This is a genomic window from Pseudomonas sp. P65(2024), assembly GCF_057480955.1.
The window spans coordinates 50,192-64,148 of the sequence record NZ_JBLIYX010000007.1 but is presented as its reverse complement, the minus strand read 5'-3'; the positions used below and the strand labels follow the sequence as shown (position 1 = coordinate 64,148).

The window sequence follows — 13,957 nt, the reverse complement described above, 5'->3', positions numbered from 1 at the left end:
ATGCCAAGCCGTCCATCGAAACTGCTCGCCATCGCCGCCCTGGTGGCCTGCGCCAGCGCTGCCCAGGCCGAGCAGGATGCCCTGCGCCTGTACAACTGGGCCGATTATTTTGCCGAGGACACCCTCAAGCGCTTCACCGCCGAAACCGGCATCCCGGTGATCTACGACGTCATGGACGGCAGCGAAGTGCTCGAGGCCAAGCTGATGTCCGGTCGCAGCGGCTACGACCTGGTGTTCCCCGGCGACACCGTGGCCGAGCGACTGATGCGCGCCGGCAGCCTGCAGGCGCTTGATCGCAAGCAACTGACCGCGCTCGACGATATCGAGCCCGGCCTGCGCCAGCTGCACGACCGCTACCCCAAGGCCAGCCAGGCCACCGTGCCCTACACCTGGGGCACCATCGGCCTGACCATGGATGCGGCGAAGATCCGCGAGCGCATGCCCGACGCCCCGCTGGACAGCCTCGACCTGCTGTTCAAGCCGGAACTGGCGGCCAAGTTCGCCGACTGCGGCATCTCGATGATCGACTCGCCCGACGAAGTGCTGGCCGTGGTCCTCCACTACCTCGGTCGCGAGCCGCGCAGCGCCAAACGCGAAGACCTGGCCGCCGCCAGCGAACTGCTCAAGGGCATTCGCCCCTATGTGCGCAAGCTGCAGTCGCAGCCGGTCACCGAGCTGGTCAACGGCAACACCTGCCTATCGCTGGGCTACAGCGGCGACGTGATCCAGGCCCAGCGCACCGCCGAGGCCGCGGGCAAGACCATCGACTTCCAGTACCGCGTGCCCCGCGAAGGCACCACGGTGTGGATGGACACCATGGCCATCCCTGCCGACGCCAAGCACCCGGAATACGCCTATCGTTTCATCAACTTCGTCATGCGCCCGGAGAACATGGCCGCGATCAGCAACTTCACCGGCTACCCCACCGCCAGCGCCAAGGCCCGCCCCCTGGTGGATGCGCGCCTGCGTGACAACCCGGACATCTACCTCAGCGATGCCACCTACACCCGGTTAATTCCGGGCAAGGACATCCCCCAGGCCGACATGCGTGCGCGCATGCGCGTCTGGACCCGCTTCAAGACTGCACAGGACTGACCCCATGCCAACTCGCCGCACCTTCCTCCAACAGATGAGCGTCGTCGCCGGCCTCGGCGCCGCCGCCAGTTTCGGCCTGCCCTTCGGCGGCACCCGCGCCCGCGCCGCCGAGTCGGGCCGCTGGTTCATGCCCGACGAGGGTGAAAAGCACCAGCGCGCCTACATCGCCTTCGGCGCCCAGGACGCCATCTGGGAAGATTTCACCGAAGACGTCCAGGCCGCGCTAGGGCGCATCGCCCGGGCCATCGCCGCGTTCCAGCCGGTGACGGTGTTCTGCCGCGCCAGCGAGCGCGACATCGCCGAGGAGGAATGCGGCAGCCACAACATCACCTATGTCGAGACTGAGCTGGACGACATCTGGATGCGCGACATCGGCGCCAACTTCGTGGTTGACGACGACGGCGTGCTGGGCGCGGTGGACTTCAACTTCAACGGCTGGGGCGGCAAGCAGCAGCACCGCTACGACGCCAAGCTGGCGGCCCGCGTCGCCAGGCTGGCTGGCGCCCAGTACCAGCAGAGCGAACTGGTGGGCGAAGGCGGCGGTATCGAGGTGGACGGCCATGGCACCGGGATCATGACCGAGAGCAGCTGGATCAACAGCAACCGCAACCCCGGCTGGAGCAAGGCCCAGGTCGAGGCCGAACTGAAGGAGCGGCTGGGACTGCGCAAGATCATCTGGCTGCCGGGCATCAAGGGCAAGGACATCACCGATGCCCATGTGGACTTCTACGCGCGCTTCGCGGCGCCCGGCGTGGTAGTGGCGAACCTGGACAACGATCCAGACTCGTACGATCACAAAGTGACCCTCAAGCACCTGGAAATCCTGCGCAATGCCACCGATGCCGATGGCCGCAAGCTGGAGATCCACACGATGTCACCGCCACTGAAGCCACGGCGCAGCAAGTTCAGCGAGGACAACCCGGACTTCGCGGCGGGGTACATCAACTACTTCGTCATCAATGGCGCGGTGATCGCGCCGCAGTTTGGTGATCGCAGTGCCGACGAGAAGGCGCGGGCGTTGCTGGTGAAGCTGTATCCGGGGCGCAAGGTGGTGCAACTGGATATCGATGCGATCGCGGCGGGTGGCGGCGGGATTCACTGCGTGACCAACCAGTGCCCGGCGGTGTAGAGACGATCATCGCGGGGCAAGTCGGGGCGCCGAACCGCCGCTCCCACGCCAGTTTTGAACATGCAGGTCTGGCGTGGGAGCGGGCTTGCCCCGCGATGGGCTACACTTCACGGATCCTCGGACCTGCGCCGCCCCGTCACCATCGACCAGGGCAGGTTCTCACGCAGGCGCACACTCTCCACCAGCGCCGCCAGCAGGTGCACGCAAACCAGCGCCAGCAGGCCATCGGCCAACCAGCTGTGCAGCGTTTCCAGCCACTCGGCGCCCCACAACGCATCCACCTCCAGCATCATCCAGCCGGTCAGGCCCAGGCTGGCGATGCCCGTCATCATCAGCACCATCACCAGCGCGCCGATCGGCGTGTGACCCATGCGGTGGTAAGGCTCGCCACGCCACAACGCGCGTCCATGGGTTCGTAACCTTTCCAGGGTCGGCCAGAAATCCGCCCAACGTGCACTGCGGGGCCCGACGAAACCCCATGCGCAGCGCACGGCCAGGCAGCCGCACGCGTAGTAACCCAGCCATTGGTGCCAGTCGTCACCGGCCTCGTTGAAGACGTAGTTGGCGAGGAACACCGCGGCGAACGACCAGTGGCACACCCGCAGCAGCGGGTCCCACAGCCGCACGCCGGCGGTCATTTATGGATCTCGGTCTTGACCGCGTTGCCGCTGACCGGATCGTGATAAATCTCGACCTTGCGGCCATCCTTGTCGAAGCCGTAGATCTCGTAGCAGTTGCCCTTGGTCACCTTGAACTTGTTGATCTTGTAGCCCTCGTCCTTGAGCTTGGCTTGGAACTGCTCGGCGTCCTGCCAGGTACCCTTGTCAGCCGTGGTGCATTTGGGCTCGGCGGCGAAAGCGGCGGCGCTACCCAGCAACAGGGTGATCGCGATAAGTGAACGGCGCATTGGGAAACTCCTGCTTGTTGATGGAAGCCTCATTCTGCCCAGCGAAGCTGAAGCCAAGCTTAGTTTCATCCGAACGGCGGTACAGAATTGCATGCGCCATTCATTTGAATTTCGGATCAATGGCAAAGAAAAACAAATTTCTCAAATAAGCCTCGGGCGGGGATGCTGTCAGGATCACGCCCGCATCCCGGAGAACAACAATGAACGAAGTCGTCATCGTCGCCGCCACCCGCACTGCCATCGGCAGTTTCCAGGGGGCCCTGGCCAATGTGTCCGCCGTGGAGCTGGGCGCCGCCGTGATCCGCCAGCTGCTGGCCCAGACCCAGCTCGACCCGGCCCAGGTCGACGAAGTGATCCTCGGCCAGGTGCTTACCGCCGGCGCCGGCCAGAACCCCGCCCGCCAGGCCGCCGTCAAGGCCGGCCTGCCCTACGAAGTGCCGGCCCTGACCCTGAACAAGGTCTGCGGCTCGGGCCTGAAAGCCCTGCACCTGGCCGCCCAGGCCATCCGCTGCGGCGACGCCGAGGTGGTGATCGCCGGTGGCCAGGAGAGCATGAGCCTGGCGCCCTACGTGATGCCCTCGGCGCGCACCGGCCAACGAATGGGCCACGGCCAACTGGTCGACAGCATGATCACCGACGGCCTGTGGGACGCCTTCAACGACTACCACATGGGCATCACCGCCGAGAACCTGGTGGACAAGTACGCCCTCACCCGTGAACAACAGGACGCCTTCGCCGCCGAGTCGCAGCGCAAGGCCGTGGCCGCCATCGAGGCCGGGCGCTTCAAGGACGAAATCACCCCCATCCACATCCCGCAGAAGAAAGGCGAGCCGCTGGTGTTCGACACCGACGAACAGCCACGCCCCGGCACCACTGCAGAGTCCCTGGGCAAGCTGCGCGCCGCGTTCAAGAAAGATGGCAGCGTCACTGCCGGCAATGCCTCCAGCCTCAACGACGGTGCCGCCGCCGTGCTGTTGATGAGCGCCAGCAAGGCCAAGGCCCTGGGCCTGCCGGTACTGGCGAAGATCGCCGCCTACGCCAGCGCCGGCGTAGACCCTGCGATCATGGGCATCGGCCCGGTATCGGCGACCCAACGCTGCCTGGACAAGGCCGGCTGGCAGTTGGCCGACCTGGACCTGATCGAAGCCAACGAAGCCTTCGCCGCCCAGGCACTGGCCGTGGGCAAGCAGCTGGAGTGGGATGCCTCCAAGGTCAACGTCAATGGCGGCGCGATCGCCCTGGGTCACCCGATCGGTGCGTCCGGCTGCCGGGTGCTGGTGACCTTGCTGCACGAGATGATCAAGCGCGATGCCAACAAAGGCCTGGCAACCCTGTGCATCGGTGGCGGCCAAGGCGTGGCACTGGCCATCGAGCGCTGATCACACCCAGCAGCCCGCTCCCACACGGCGATATTCAAACCTGTGGGAGCGGGTTATCCGCGAAGCGTTCGACGCGGATCACACCAACTCGCCGAAGCATTAGTTGCAATTGACTTGAAAACACATCCGAATACGCTTCAAACAGAAACACACTCAATTACATACATTAAAACGAAAAAAACAATAACTTCACGATAAGCCAGCCACTACTTAATTCGATTGGCTCCATATCCCCCACCACTTTCCTACTGCGTAAAAAAAGACACTTTGACACCTTAAAACTCCCCTCTAGCCTGAGTCAGGCGCCCTATGAACTGCTTAGGTTCCAGCGCACTCGACCCTATTAATAAATCTGCTAAAGGGATTTGACATGAACGCTCCAGGAGCCGCCCCATCCGAGAAAGAAGTTGCACATGCCTGGCTGGAAGGAAAGGCCCGGGTGAAGTCGACCACGGCACACGGCAATATCTTCGCCCACGACTACAACCACCCTCACCAGCTCACCTCGACAGGCCGCGCCATGCGCACCGGCGCTGATGCCATCAACCCGTTCTTCAGCCCGGCAGCCGGCGCGGCGACCGACAGCTACGCCAACGACGCCAACAAGAACGTCAGCCCGGGCAAAGCGCCGGTCAGCATCTACGAAGGCCTGCAGACCGCCATCGACATCGCCCGCCGGCGCTCGGAATACAACCCACTTGACCAGCCTACCGATCAGAGGCCCAAGGCCAAGGGCGACCGCGAACACTTCATCGCCTTCACCCAGCAGATCGCCGAGATTCCCTTCCTGTCGCTGCTCGCCGCCCAGGTGACGCAGATCCAGCAGAAAAGCCATGACGCCAATGCGCTGATCGATTCGTTCGTCAAAGGCTTCATCGGCCTGGCGGCCAAAGATGTCGAGCAAATCAAGAAATCCCTGAGCAGCCTGGTGAATGCGGCGCTGTCCTATTCCGAACAGACCGAGCGCCAGTCCAACTTCAACCAGAATATCCTGCAGACGGGGATCGCCGGCTCGGTGAACTTCATGCTGTATGCCAGCGAATTCACCATCAAGGCCACCAGCAAGAAAGGCACCATCACCTTCCAGTCGTCCTATACCCTGTCCCAGGCGGTTTACCAGCTGTCGGTGGAAAGCTGGGAAAACGTCAGGGATGTGTTCGCCAAACAGCAGAAAACCGATACCCAGCAATGGCTCGGTGACACCACCACGCCAGTGAAACCAGGCTCGTCACTGCGGGCAATCTGCCTGGTCAGTTGAGGCCGCGCGCCAAGCCCGGCAGTTTCCCTGCCGGGCTTTTCAACCAAGCGAGCGCAACTTCGGCCAGCGCTGCAACCAGCCCTTCTCCCGCGCCCGAGCGGCCATCACCTCGGCCTTGCCCGGCGTGGACCGCAGCCGCAGGCCGAACAGATCGTCCAGCCCCAGCGGCGCCAGCACCTCGCACTGGTCATCGGCCGTGCGCCGCACCGCCACTGCCGTGGCGACCTCCGCCCAGTAGCACATGGCATCGCCGGTCGAGGCATAAGGCGCCTGGCCATGACGCAGGTGCATGCGCGCCTGGTTCTTCACCGACCACAACACCTCCGGCGCCTGGGCCTGCAACCGCGCCTCCAGCCGCAGGTCCTCGGCCGGATCGCTACGCGCCGGATCGAACCACAGCACATCCACATCCCCTTGCAGCGCGGTCATGGCCCGTCCATGCAGATGGTCCCACACGGCATTGCGCACGAAACCCGCACCGATCCAGGCATCCGGCACGCCAAGATCGCGCACCAGCGCCAGCAGGGGCCAGCGCACAGGGTCATTGCAGATCAGGGTCTGGACCTGCCGTTCGAAACTCACCTTAAAAACGCTCGTCACGCAGCGCGGGCAAGGTGATGTCGCGCACGTAGCTGGCCGCCGACAGGCTCAGCAGCATCCGGCACACCTGGACCACGTCGTGCAGCGGGATCAGCGTCCCCTCGCCGCGCTGTTCGGCTTCGGCCAGCGGCACCTCCAGTCCATCCTCGGTATTCAGGTAGCCGAGGTTCAGGCAGCTCACGCCAAGCCCCTGCTCGCGGAAGCCTTCACGCAAGGTTTCGGCAATGCCGCGCAGGCCGAACTTGCTGGCGCCGAAGGTGACTTCTGGCCGACCGCTACCTGGCAGGCCCGATGTGGAGCCGGTGAGGATGATTCGTGGCCGTGCGCTCTTGAGCAGCACCGGCAGCAAGCGCTTGATCAACAACAGCGGCGCGGTGAGGTTGGTGGCAACCATGCGCTCGATCTGCCCCTCGTCATCGTCGAGGAAGCTGTAGTCCTCCTCGAAGGCCCGCTGTTCCCAGATCCCGACGTTGTACACCAGCACATCCAGCCCGCCCTCGGCCACCGCCTCATGGATGACCGCCGCGGCCTGGCGAGGCTGGCCGAGGTCGGCCTCGATCCAGCGCACCGCGCTCGGCAACGACGCCGGCCGGGTGCGCGACACGCCGATCAACGTATCACCCGCGTTACCCAGGCCCTCGACCAGTGCCTTACCCAATCCCTTGCTCGCACCCACCACTAGAATTCGCATCGCATCACTCCCTATGGATTGCGCCAGATAGTACCCTGCCCCACCTAGTAATTCAGTCGGAAAAGCCAGGCCATCCGTGGACAGAGATCAACTCGAACGCAACCAGATCCCCCTGTACTTCATCGCCGTGGTGCTTGCCTGCGCCGTCGGCCTGCTTGCACCCGGCGTTGCCCAGGCACTGGAGATGCTGGTGACACCGGCCATCGCCGTGCTGATGTACGCGATGTTCCTGCAGATCCCCTTCCTCGACCTGCGCGCGGGCCTGGGCAACCGGCGTTTCATGGGCGCGCTGCTGCTGGCCAATTTCGTGCTGGTGCCGCTGCTGGTGTGGGCCGGGACGCGCGGCCTGGTCGAGCACCCCGGCGTGCTGGTCGGCGCCCTGCTGGTGCTGCTGACGCCCTGCATCGACTACGTGGTGGTGTTCACCCATATCGGCAAGGGCGACTCGCGCCTGACCCTCGCCGCCACGCCGGTGCTGCTGCTGGTGCAGCTGGCGTTGTTGCCGCTGTACCTGGCGCTGATGCTCGGTGGCGCGGCTGATGTCGAGATTTCCGTGGCGCCGTTCATCGAAGCCTTCGTGCTGCTGATCGTGCTGCCGCTGTTGCTGGCGGTCGTCACCAGTGCCGGCGCGCGGCGCTCGGCGCTGGTCGCCAAATGGAACGACACCTGGGCCTGGCTGCCGGTGCCGGCCATGGCGCTGGTGCTGATTACAGTGATCGGCTCGCAGATCGGCGTGGTGGCCAGCCAGCTGGACAACCTGCTGCCGGTTGTGCCGGTGTATCTCGGTTTTGCCCTGCTGGCGCCGCTGCTTGGCTGGTTCGCGGCGCGGCTGTTCACGTTGTCCACAGGGGAAGCACGGGCCGTGACCTTCAGCGCCGCCACGCGTAATTCGCTGGTGGTGCTGCCGTTGGCGTTGGCGCTGCCGGAGTCGATCCGGGCATTGGCGGCGGCGGCGGTGATTACCCAGACGTTGGTGGAGCTGGTGAGCGAGCTGGTCTATGTGCGGGCCGTGCCGGCGTTGGTTCGGCGTTAGGCATGACACGGGACTGCGCTAGCCTCAAGGTCAACGTCGTACCTGTGGGAGCGGCCTTGTGTCGCGAAAGGGCTGCGAAGCGGCCCCGGCGATAGCAGCCTTGTGCACAGGCATCAGCCCAACTGCAGCCTCCATTGCCCGTAATAGCTCAAGCACACACGGGCCAAGGGCGGCACATCAATGCGATGAAACGACTCGAAAGGCGCGCCCAACGCATGCAGCATCGCGGCGCGGATGACAAAGGGATGGGTGATCGCGACCCACTCGCCCGGCGTCAGCGCTGTATCCATCCAGGTCGCGACACGCTCGCACAGCATGGCGATGGATTCACCGCCGTGAGGGGTAGCCTGGGGATCGCAAAGCCAGACCCGCAGGGTGGCTTCGTCCAGTTGCTTGAGCGGGATGCCTTTCCAGTTGCCGAGGTCGCAGTCGCGCAGGCCTTCGTCGACAGTCGCGTTCAGGCCCTCGGCAGTCTGGCGGCTACGTAGTTCAGGTGCCATGAGATAGCGGGCGGTTGCAGGCAGGTCTGTCAAAAGCGACGGTGGATCGCGCAGCGCCTCGTCGTCCATGGCGAAACGCCCCACCCGTTGCGCCTCGGTGCGGGCGTGGCAGATCAGGGTGAGGTGGGTAGGCTTCATGGCGAGGCTTTGGCAGGAATGTCCGGGCACTCTAGCCGAAATATGGAAAACCTGTACCAGCCCCGCGATAGGGCCGGTACTGCCAACGCGTCATCAAGCTGAGGCACGCAGCTCCCGGGCTGCCGCCACCATGTTCACCAACGCCGCCTCGGTCTCCGGCCAACCGCGCGTCTTCAACCCGCAATCCGGATTGACCCACAACCGCTCGGCCGGAATCCGCTGGGCGGCCTTGCGCAGCAGCTTGACCATTTCCTCCTTGGACGGCACCCGTGGCGAGTGGATGTCGTACACCCCCGGGCCGATCTCGTTCGGGTAGTCGAAGCGCTCGAACGCCTCCAGCAATTCCATGTCCGAACGCGAGGTCTCGATGGTGATCACATCGGCATCCATCGCCGCGATCGACTCGATCACGTCGTTGAACTCGCTGTAGCACATGTGGGTGTGGATCTGTGTTTCGTCACGCACGCCCGAGGCGCACAGGCGGAACGCCTCGGTGGCCCACTCCAGGTAACGCGGCCAGGCACTGCGACGCAGCGGCAGGCCTTCGCGGAAGGCGGCCTCGTCGATCTGCACGATCTTGATACCCGCAGCCTCCAGGTCCACCACCTCGTCGCGGATCGCCAGCGCCAGCTGGCGCGCCTGGACCTCACGGCTCACGTCCTCGCGCGGGAATGACCACGTCAGCATGGTCACCGGGCCCGTCAGCATGCCCTTCATCACCTTGCGGGTCAGGCCTTGGGCGTACTTGATCCAGTCCACGGTCATGGCCTTCGGGCGGCTCAGGTCACCGAAGATCACCGCCGGCTTCACGCAGCGCGAACCGTAGCTCTGCACCCAGCCGAAGCGGGTGAACACATAACCGTCCAGTTGCTCGGCGAAGTACTCGACCATGTCGTTGCGCTCGGCCTCGCCGTGCACCAACACATCCAGCCCCAGGTTTTCCTGGATCTGCACCGCGTGGCGGATTTCGCTGTGCATGGCCTCGACGTAATCGGCCTCGCTCAGCTTGCCCTGCTTGAACGACTGACGCGCCAGACGGATCGCCGAGGTTTGCGGGAACGAACCAATGGTGGTGGTCGGAAACGCCGGCAGGTCCAGCCCGGCACGCTGCTTGGCGATCCGCTGCTCGAAAGCCGAGGCTCGCTGGCTGTCGGCTGGCTTGATCGCGGCGACACGGGCCTGCACCGCTGGCTTGTGAATCCGTGGCGAGGTGGCGCGGCGGTGTTGCACGGCGCGGCTCTGCGCCAGCGCCTCGACAACCTCGGCAGCCTCGGGCTGGTTGAGCGCCTTGGCCAGCAGCGCCACTTCCTGGCACTTCTGCACGGCGAAGGCCAGCCAGCTCTTCAGTTCGTCATCGAGCTGGTCTTCACGCTCCAGGTCCACCGGGCTGTGCAGCAGCGAGCACGACGGCGCCACCCACAGGCGATCGCCCACGCGTTCATGGGCATGGCGCAGCACGTCCAGTGCCTTTTCCAGGTCGCAGCGCCAGACGTTGCGGCCGTTGACCACGCCCAGCGACAGCACCTTGTAGGCCGGCAGGCGGTCGAGGATGGTCGGATACTGGTCCGGGGCACGCACCAGGTCGATGTGCAGGCCATCGACCGGCAGATTGGCGGCCAGGCCCAGGTTGTCTTCCAGGCCGCCGAAGTAGGTGGCGATCAGCTTTTTCAAAGGGGCACGCTGGAGGATGTTGTAGACGCGCTCGTAGGCGTTCTTCCAATCCTGCGGCAGGTCGAGGGCGAGGATCGGCTCGTCGATCTGCACCCACTCCACGCCCTGCACGGCCAGGCGGTTGAGGATATGGTCGTACAGCGGCAACAGGCGATCGAGCAGCTCCAGCTTGTCGAAGTCAGCGCCCTTGGTCTTGCCCAGCCACAGGTAGGTCAGCGGGCCGATCAGCACCGGCTTGACCGCATGGCCCAGGGCCTTGGCCTCCTCGACCTCTTCGAACAGTTGCTCCCAGCTCAGGGTGAACTGTTGGTCGGCGGTGAATTCGGGGACCAGGTAGTGGTAGTTGGTGTCGAACCACTTGGTCATTTCCTGGGCGTGGGCGTCGCCGCAGCAGCTATCGCTGCCCTTTGTTCCTACGGCACCACGAGCCATGGCGAACAGGGTCTGCAGGGTCGGCTTGGCACCGTCCTTGGCACGGAAACGCTCAGGGATCACGCCGAAGGTCAGCGAGTGGGTGAGCACCTGGTCGTACCAGGCGAAGTCGCCCACCGGCAGCAGCTCGATGCCGGCGGCCTTCTGCACCTGCCAGTGCGCGGCGCGCAGGCCACGGCCCACGGCACGCAGGCCGGCTTCGTCCAGCTCGCCCTTCCAGAAGGCCTCCAGGGCTTTCTTCAGCTCGCGGTCGCGGCCGATGCGCGGAAACCCCAGGTTGTGTGCCAGTGCCATGTTGTCGTCCCTCGAACCTTAAAGTGAATGAGGGCATTCTGGGCGCGGGGCTAAGGTGAGACAAACTCATTAAATTTGAGATGAACTCAAGAACTGTTCATGATGCCTTACAGAAATGATGATCCCTGTGGGAGCGGCCTTGTGTCGCGAAATGGCCGCAAAGCGGCCACGGCGATCTGTGCATGAATGCTGAAATCCTGGGGCCGCTGCGCAGCCCTTTCCGACCGGTCCGACGCCTCGGCAAGGCCGTTCCCACAGGGATCTAGGCCACCTGACAGAGCGTTGTGAATGTCTCAACCAGCACAGTACCCCGCGCAATCAGACATGCCCCACCCGCCAATCTGCCGCACACTGCCACCCTGCCCCAACCCGGTAGCCCGTACCCAATGAGCCTGCTGAAAACGACCCTGGACGCCAACGCCTTCGCCTGCATCCTGGAATTCGTCCCCAAGCCCGGCGCCGAGCGTTTCGCCACCCTCGAAACCCTCATGGCCCGCACCCGGCTGTGTGGTTGGCCGATGACCGTAGCCATCGGCGACCGCGTCAGCAGCGCCCTGGACATTTCGCCGCTGGAGGCCTTCAGCAGCCTCGCGAACCCCGTTCCCGCCCTGCTGCACTTCTCCGGCAAGGACCGCGAACGCCGCGACCTGCTGGCCCAGTTGCAACGCATGGACGCCGCCGGCCTCGACCAGCTTCTGCTGCTGACCGGCGACCGCCTGCCCGGCCACACCCCCGGCGAACGCCCGGTACGCTATCTGGAATCCGTCGCCGCCCTGCAGATCGTCCGCCAGGCCCGTCCACACTGGCTGCTGGCCGCCGCGCTCAACCCGTTCAAGTACCAGGAAGCAGAAGGCGGCGCGCAGTACTGCAAGGCCGAAAAGAAACTCGCCGCCGGCGCCGACCTGTTCATCCTGCAGCTCGGTTTCGACATCGACAAACACCAGGAAGCCTTCGACTGGATGCAACGCCAGCCCCGGCCCAAGCCGCTGATGGCCTGCATCATGGCGCTGACCGAGGGCCGCGCCGGGATGCTCGATCACGTTGCCGGGGTAACCGTCACGCCATCAATGCGCGCGCTGCTGGCCGCCGAAACGGCGGTGTCCAAGGCCTACGCCAGGGAACGCGCCAACCATCGCCTGGCCTTGCAGGTGATCGGCCTGAAGTTGATGGGCTATGCCGGCGTGCACCTGTCCGGTATCCACGAAGTGGCGCAGTTCGAAGCGCTGGAGCAGGCCATCGATGCGCTGCAGCCGCAGTTCACTTCACTGCAGGACTGGACCCCGGCCTGGGAAGCGGCCTGGCAGGAAGCAAACCTAGCGCCGGTCACCTTCCATCCACCGGGGCACGCCTGGCGCCTCGGGCAACGGCAGATCACCGCGTCCAACAAGGAAAAGGCCCGCTATCACCTGCTCTCGGCGATGCACCATCAGTTGTTCAGCCGCACCACGGCCTTGAGCAAGGGCTTCGGCTGGGCCGTGACCCGGTCGCTGTGGGCCAACCCCATGGCGGCGCAGTGGCTGCATCGGCTGGAGCGACGTATCAAACGCCCGCTGGTGGGGTGCGATACCTGCGGCAGTTGCCGGTTGCAGGACACCCTCTACATCTGCCCCGAGACCTGCCCCAAAGGCCTGGCGAACGGGCCATGCGGCGGCACGAGCCTGGACCGTTGCGAGTTTGGCGACCGGGAGTGCGTGCACAGTGCCAAGTATCGGCTGGCGGTGAGCGTGGGCCGGACCGAGGTATTGCGCGAGCGGTTGATTCCTTGCGTGCAGGTGGAGAGCCGGCATCGCAGTTCGTGGCCGGTGTGGTTCGAGCCTGCGCCACTTGAGCCCACACCGATGAGCGACGACGACCTGCTTGCCAAAACACGGGAGCGCCTGGCTGCGCCACAACGAGTGAAGGTCTCACTGGACGACCTGTAGCCAGGCACGAGCGGATCAGCCTGCGTGCTGAGCCAGTGAAACCTCCACTCCCTGCCACTCCCCAGCCTGACCGGATACAACCAACAGCCGATTCCCGGCAGCTGAAGCAGCCACGACACACCGCCCCTGCTCGTCCCAGAACGCGCTGCGCCCAGCCGCCGCCCAGCCACCCGTGGTGCCGCCATGATTGGCCATAAGCACGGCCATGGCATGCCGCTGCGCATAACCCTGCAGCAATGCGCTATCCGCCGGATACCCACCCTCCCCGATCAGCACACCTGTCGCATACACCTGCGCGCCACGCTGCGCCGCCTGGGCGGCATGCTGCGGATGGCTGAAATCGGCGCACACCGACAAGGCCACGGACAGCCCGGAAACGGACAACAACTCACCGCCGCTCCCCGCACTGAAGAACGCGTCCTCGCCGGTATGCAGGTGCTGCTTGGTATAGGCCGCAATCGAGCCATCCGGGTGGAGGATGCAGGCCGCAATTCGCGGCTTGTCCTGGCCCGGTACCGTGAGCGGCATCCCGACCACCGTGGTCATGCCCGCTGCCTGGGCCAACTGGCGCAGTGGCGCCAGCAGCGGCGTGTCCAGATCCTGCGCCAGGCCACTGGCCAACGCGGGGGCATAGCCCGTGAGCGACAGTTCGGGGAAGAGCAACAGGTCCACGGCATGCTCATGGGCCTGGCGCATGAACGCCAGGTGCAAGGCCAGGTTGGCGGGGAGGTCGCCATCACCAATGGCGCATTGGGCGGCGGCAAAAACGGCTGATGGCATGGGCGTCTCCTGACAAGGTAGGCAGACTCTGCTCGGCTGTCGCTCGGAAGACAACATTTGCATCAACGATAGAATCAACGTGGGAGCGGGCTTGCCCCGCGATGGCTCTCCCACTGGCCCCACAGCGT

Annotated in this window: 13 protein-coding genes; 6 read left to right on the top strand and 7 right to left on the bottom strand. The window is 64.9% G+C overall.

The features are described from left to right. Together AC25MA_RS12245 and AC25MA_RS12240 are read left to right on the top strand one after the other, a co-directional pair. The gene (locus AC25MA_RS12245; RefSeq protein WP_069016146.1) at positions 1–1,095 is read left to right on the top strand and encodes an extracellular solute-binding protein; all 1,095 of its coding nucleotides are present in this window, start codon (positions 1–3) and stop codon (positions 1,093–1,095) included. Between the two features lie 4 nt (positions 1,096–1,099). Next, positions 1,100–2,224, top strand: a complete 1,125-nt coding sequence (locus AC25MA_RS12240) for an agmatine deiminase family protein (RefSeq protein WP_280062901.1) — start codon at positions 1,100–1,102, stop codon at positions 2,222–2,224. Between the two features lie 107 nt (positions 2,225–2,331). On the opposite strand, the gene AC25MA_RS12235 is transcribed toward AC25MA_RS12240, so the two are convergent. Both AC25MA_RS12235 and AC25MA_RS12230 read right to left on the bottom strand, forming a co-directional pair. After that, entirely contained in the window at positions 2,332–2,862 is a 531-nt protein-coding gene (locus AC25MA_RS12235) for a cytochrome b/b6 domain-containing protein (RefSeq protein ID WP_028689861.1), read from the bottom strand. Then, a complete protein-coding gene (locus AC25MA_RS12230; RefSeq protein WP_028689862.1) occupies positions 2,859–3,131 on the bottom strand; it encodes a PepSY domain-containing protein in 273 nt (90 codons plus the stop codon). The genes AC25MA_RS12235 and AC25MA_RS12230 overlap by 4 nt, the downstream gene beginning before the upstream one ends. A gap of 200 nt (positions 3,132–3,331) precedes the next feature. Between AC25MA_RS12230 and AC25MA_RS12225 the strand changes: the two genes are divergently transcribed. Together AC25MA_RS12225 and AC25MA_RS12220 are read left to right on the top strand one after the other, a co-directional pair. Beyond that, positions 3,332–4,510, top strand: a complete 1,179-nt coding sequence (locus tag AC25MA_RS12225; RefSeq protein WP_028689863.1) for an acetyl-CoA C-acetyltransferase — start codon at positions 3,332–3,334, stop codon at positions 4,508–4,510. A gap of 370 nt (positions 4,511–4,880) precedes the next feature. Then, positions 4,881–5,768, top strand: coding sequence for a hypothetical protein (locus AC25MA_RS12220; RefSeq protein WP_139121020.1), 888 nt, complete (start codon positions 4,881–4,883; stop codon positions 5,766–5,768). Between the two features lie 39 nt (positions 5,769–5,807). Here AC25MA_RS12220 and AC25MA_RS12215 read toward each other — a convergent pair whose 3' ends face one another. Next, positions 5,808–6,350, bottom strand: coding sequence for a nucleotidyltransferase family protein (locus AC25MA_RS12215; RefSeq protein ID WP_069016147.1), 543 nt, complete (start codon positions 6,348–6,350; stop codon positions 5,808–5,810). Between the two features lies 1 nt (position 6,351). Further along, positions 6,352–7,059, bottom strand: a complete 708-nt coding sequence (locus tag AC25MA_RS12210) for an SDR family oxidoreductase (protein WP_062363960.1) — start codon at positions 7,057–7,059, stop codon at positions 6,352–6,354. Between the two features lie 76 nt (positions 7,060–7,135). On the opposite strand from AC25MA_RS12210, the gene AC25MA_RS12205 reads away from it, so the two are divergent. After that, complete coding sequence (locus tag AC25MA_RS12205; protein WP_028689866.1) at positions 7,136–8,092, top strand: arsenic resistance protein; 957 nt, start codon at positions 7,136–7,138, stop codon at positions 8,090–8,092. Positions 8,093–8,205: 113 nt separating this feature from the next. On the opposite strand, the gene AC25MA_RS12200 is transcribed toward AC25MA_RS12205, so the two are convergent. Then, positions 8,206–8,730 carry a histidine phosphatase family protein gene (locus AC25MA_RS12200; protein ID WP_062363956.1) on the bottom strand — a complete coding sequence of 175 codons (525 nt, stop codon included), beginning with the start codon at positions 8,728–8,730 and terminating at the stop codon, positions 8,206–8,208. Between the two features lie 93 nt (positions 8,731–8,823). Continuing rightward, positions 8,824–11,127 (bottom strand): 5-methyltetrahydropteroyltriglutamate--homocysteine S-methyltransferase, encoded by a 2,304-nt coding sequence (gene metE / locus AC25MA_RS12195; RefSeq protein ID WP_486972059.1) that lies wholly within the window; start codon positions 11,125–11,127, stop codon positions 8,824–8,826. Positions 11,128–11,513: 386 nt separating this feature from the next. Between metE and AC25MA_RS12190 the strand changes: the two genes are divergently transcribed. Next, positions 11,514–13,049 carry a methylenetetrahydrofolate reductase C-terminal domain-containing protein gene (locus AC25MA_RS12190; protein ID WP_486972058.1) on the top strand — a complete coding sequence of 512 codons (1,536 nt, stop codon included), beginning with the start codon at positions 11,514–11,516 and terminating at the stop codon, positions 13,047–13,049. 15 nt (positions 13,050–13,064) lie between these two features. On the opposite strand, the gene AC25MA_RS12185 is transcribed toward AC25MA_RS12190, so the two are convergent. Then, positions 13,065–13,829 (bottom strand): carbon-nitrogen hydrolase family protein, encoded by a 765-nt coding sequence (locus AC25MA_RS12185; protein WP_486972057.1) that lies wholly within the window; start codon positions 13,827–13,829, stop codon positions 13,065–13,067. Positions 13,830–13,957: the final 128 nt, after the last annotated feature.

Coding starts and splice junctions, on each gene's coding strand:
- AC25MA_RS12235 (WP_028689861.1), bottom strand. CDS start 2,862: ATGACCGCCGGCGTGCGGCTGTGGGACCCGCTGCTGCGGGTGTGCCAC.
- AC25MA_RS12190 (WP_486972058.1), top strand. CDS start 11,514: ATGAGCCTGCTGAAAACGACCCTGGACGCCAACGCCTTCGCCTGCATC.
- AC25MA_RS12210 (WP_062363960.1), bottom strand. CDS start 7,059: ATGCGAATTCTAGTGGTGGGTGCGAGCAAGGGATTGGGTAAGGCACTG.
- AC25MA_RS12240 (WP_280062901.1), top strand. CDS start 1,100: ATGCCAACTCGCCGCACCTTCCTCCAACAGATGAGCGTCGTCGCCGGC.
- AC25MA_RS12220 (WP_139121020.1), top strand. CDS start 4,881: ATGAACGCTCCAGGAGCCGCCCCATCCGAGAAAGAAGTTGCACATGCC.
- AC25MA_RS12225 (WP_028689863.1), top strand. CDS start 3,332: ATGAACGAAGTCGTCATCGTCGCCGCCACCCGCACTGCCATCGGCAGT.
- AC25MA_RS12230 (WP_028689862.1), bottom strand. CDS start 3,131: ATGCGCCGTTCACTTATCGCGATCACCCTGTTGCTGGGTAGCGCCGCC.
- metE (WP_486972059.1), bottom strand. CDS start 11,127: ATGGCACTGGCACACAACCTGGGGTTTCCGCGCATCGGCCGCGACCGC.
- AC25MA_RS12245 (WP_069016146.1), top strand. CDS start 1: ATGCCAAGCCGTCCATCGAAACTGCTCGCCATCGCCGCCCTGGTGGCC.
- AC25MA_RS12185 (WP_486972057.1), bottom strand. CDS start 13,829: ATGCCATCAGCCGTTTTTGCCGCCGCCCAATGCGCCATTGGTGATGGC.
- AC25MA_RS12200 (WP_062363956.1), bottom strand. CDS start 8,730: ATGAAGCCTACCCACCTCACCCTGATCTGCCACGCCCGCACCGAGGCG.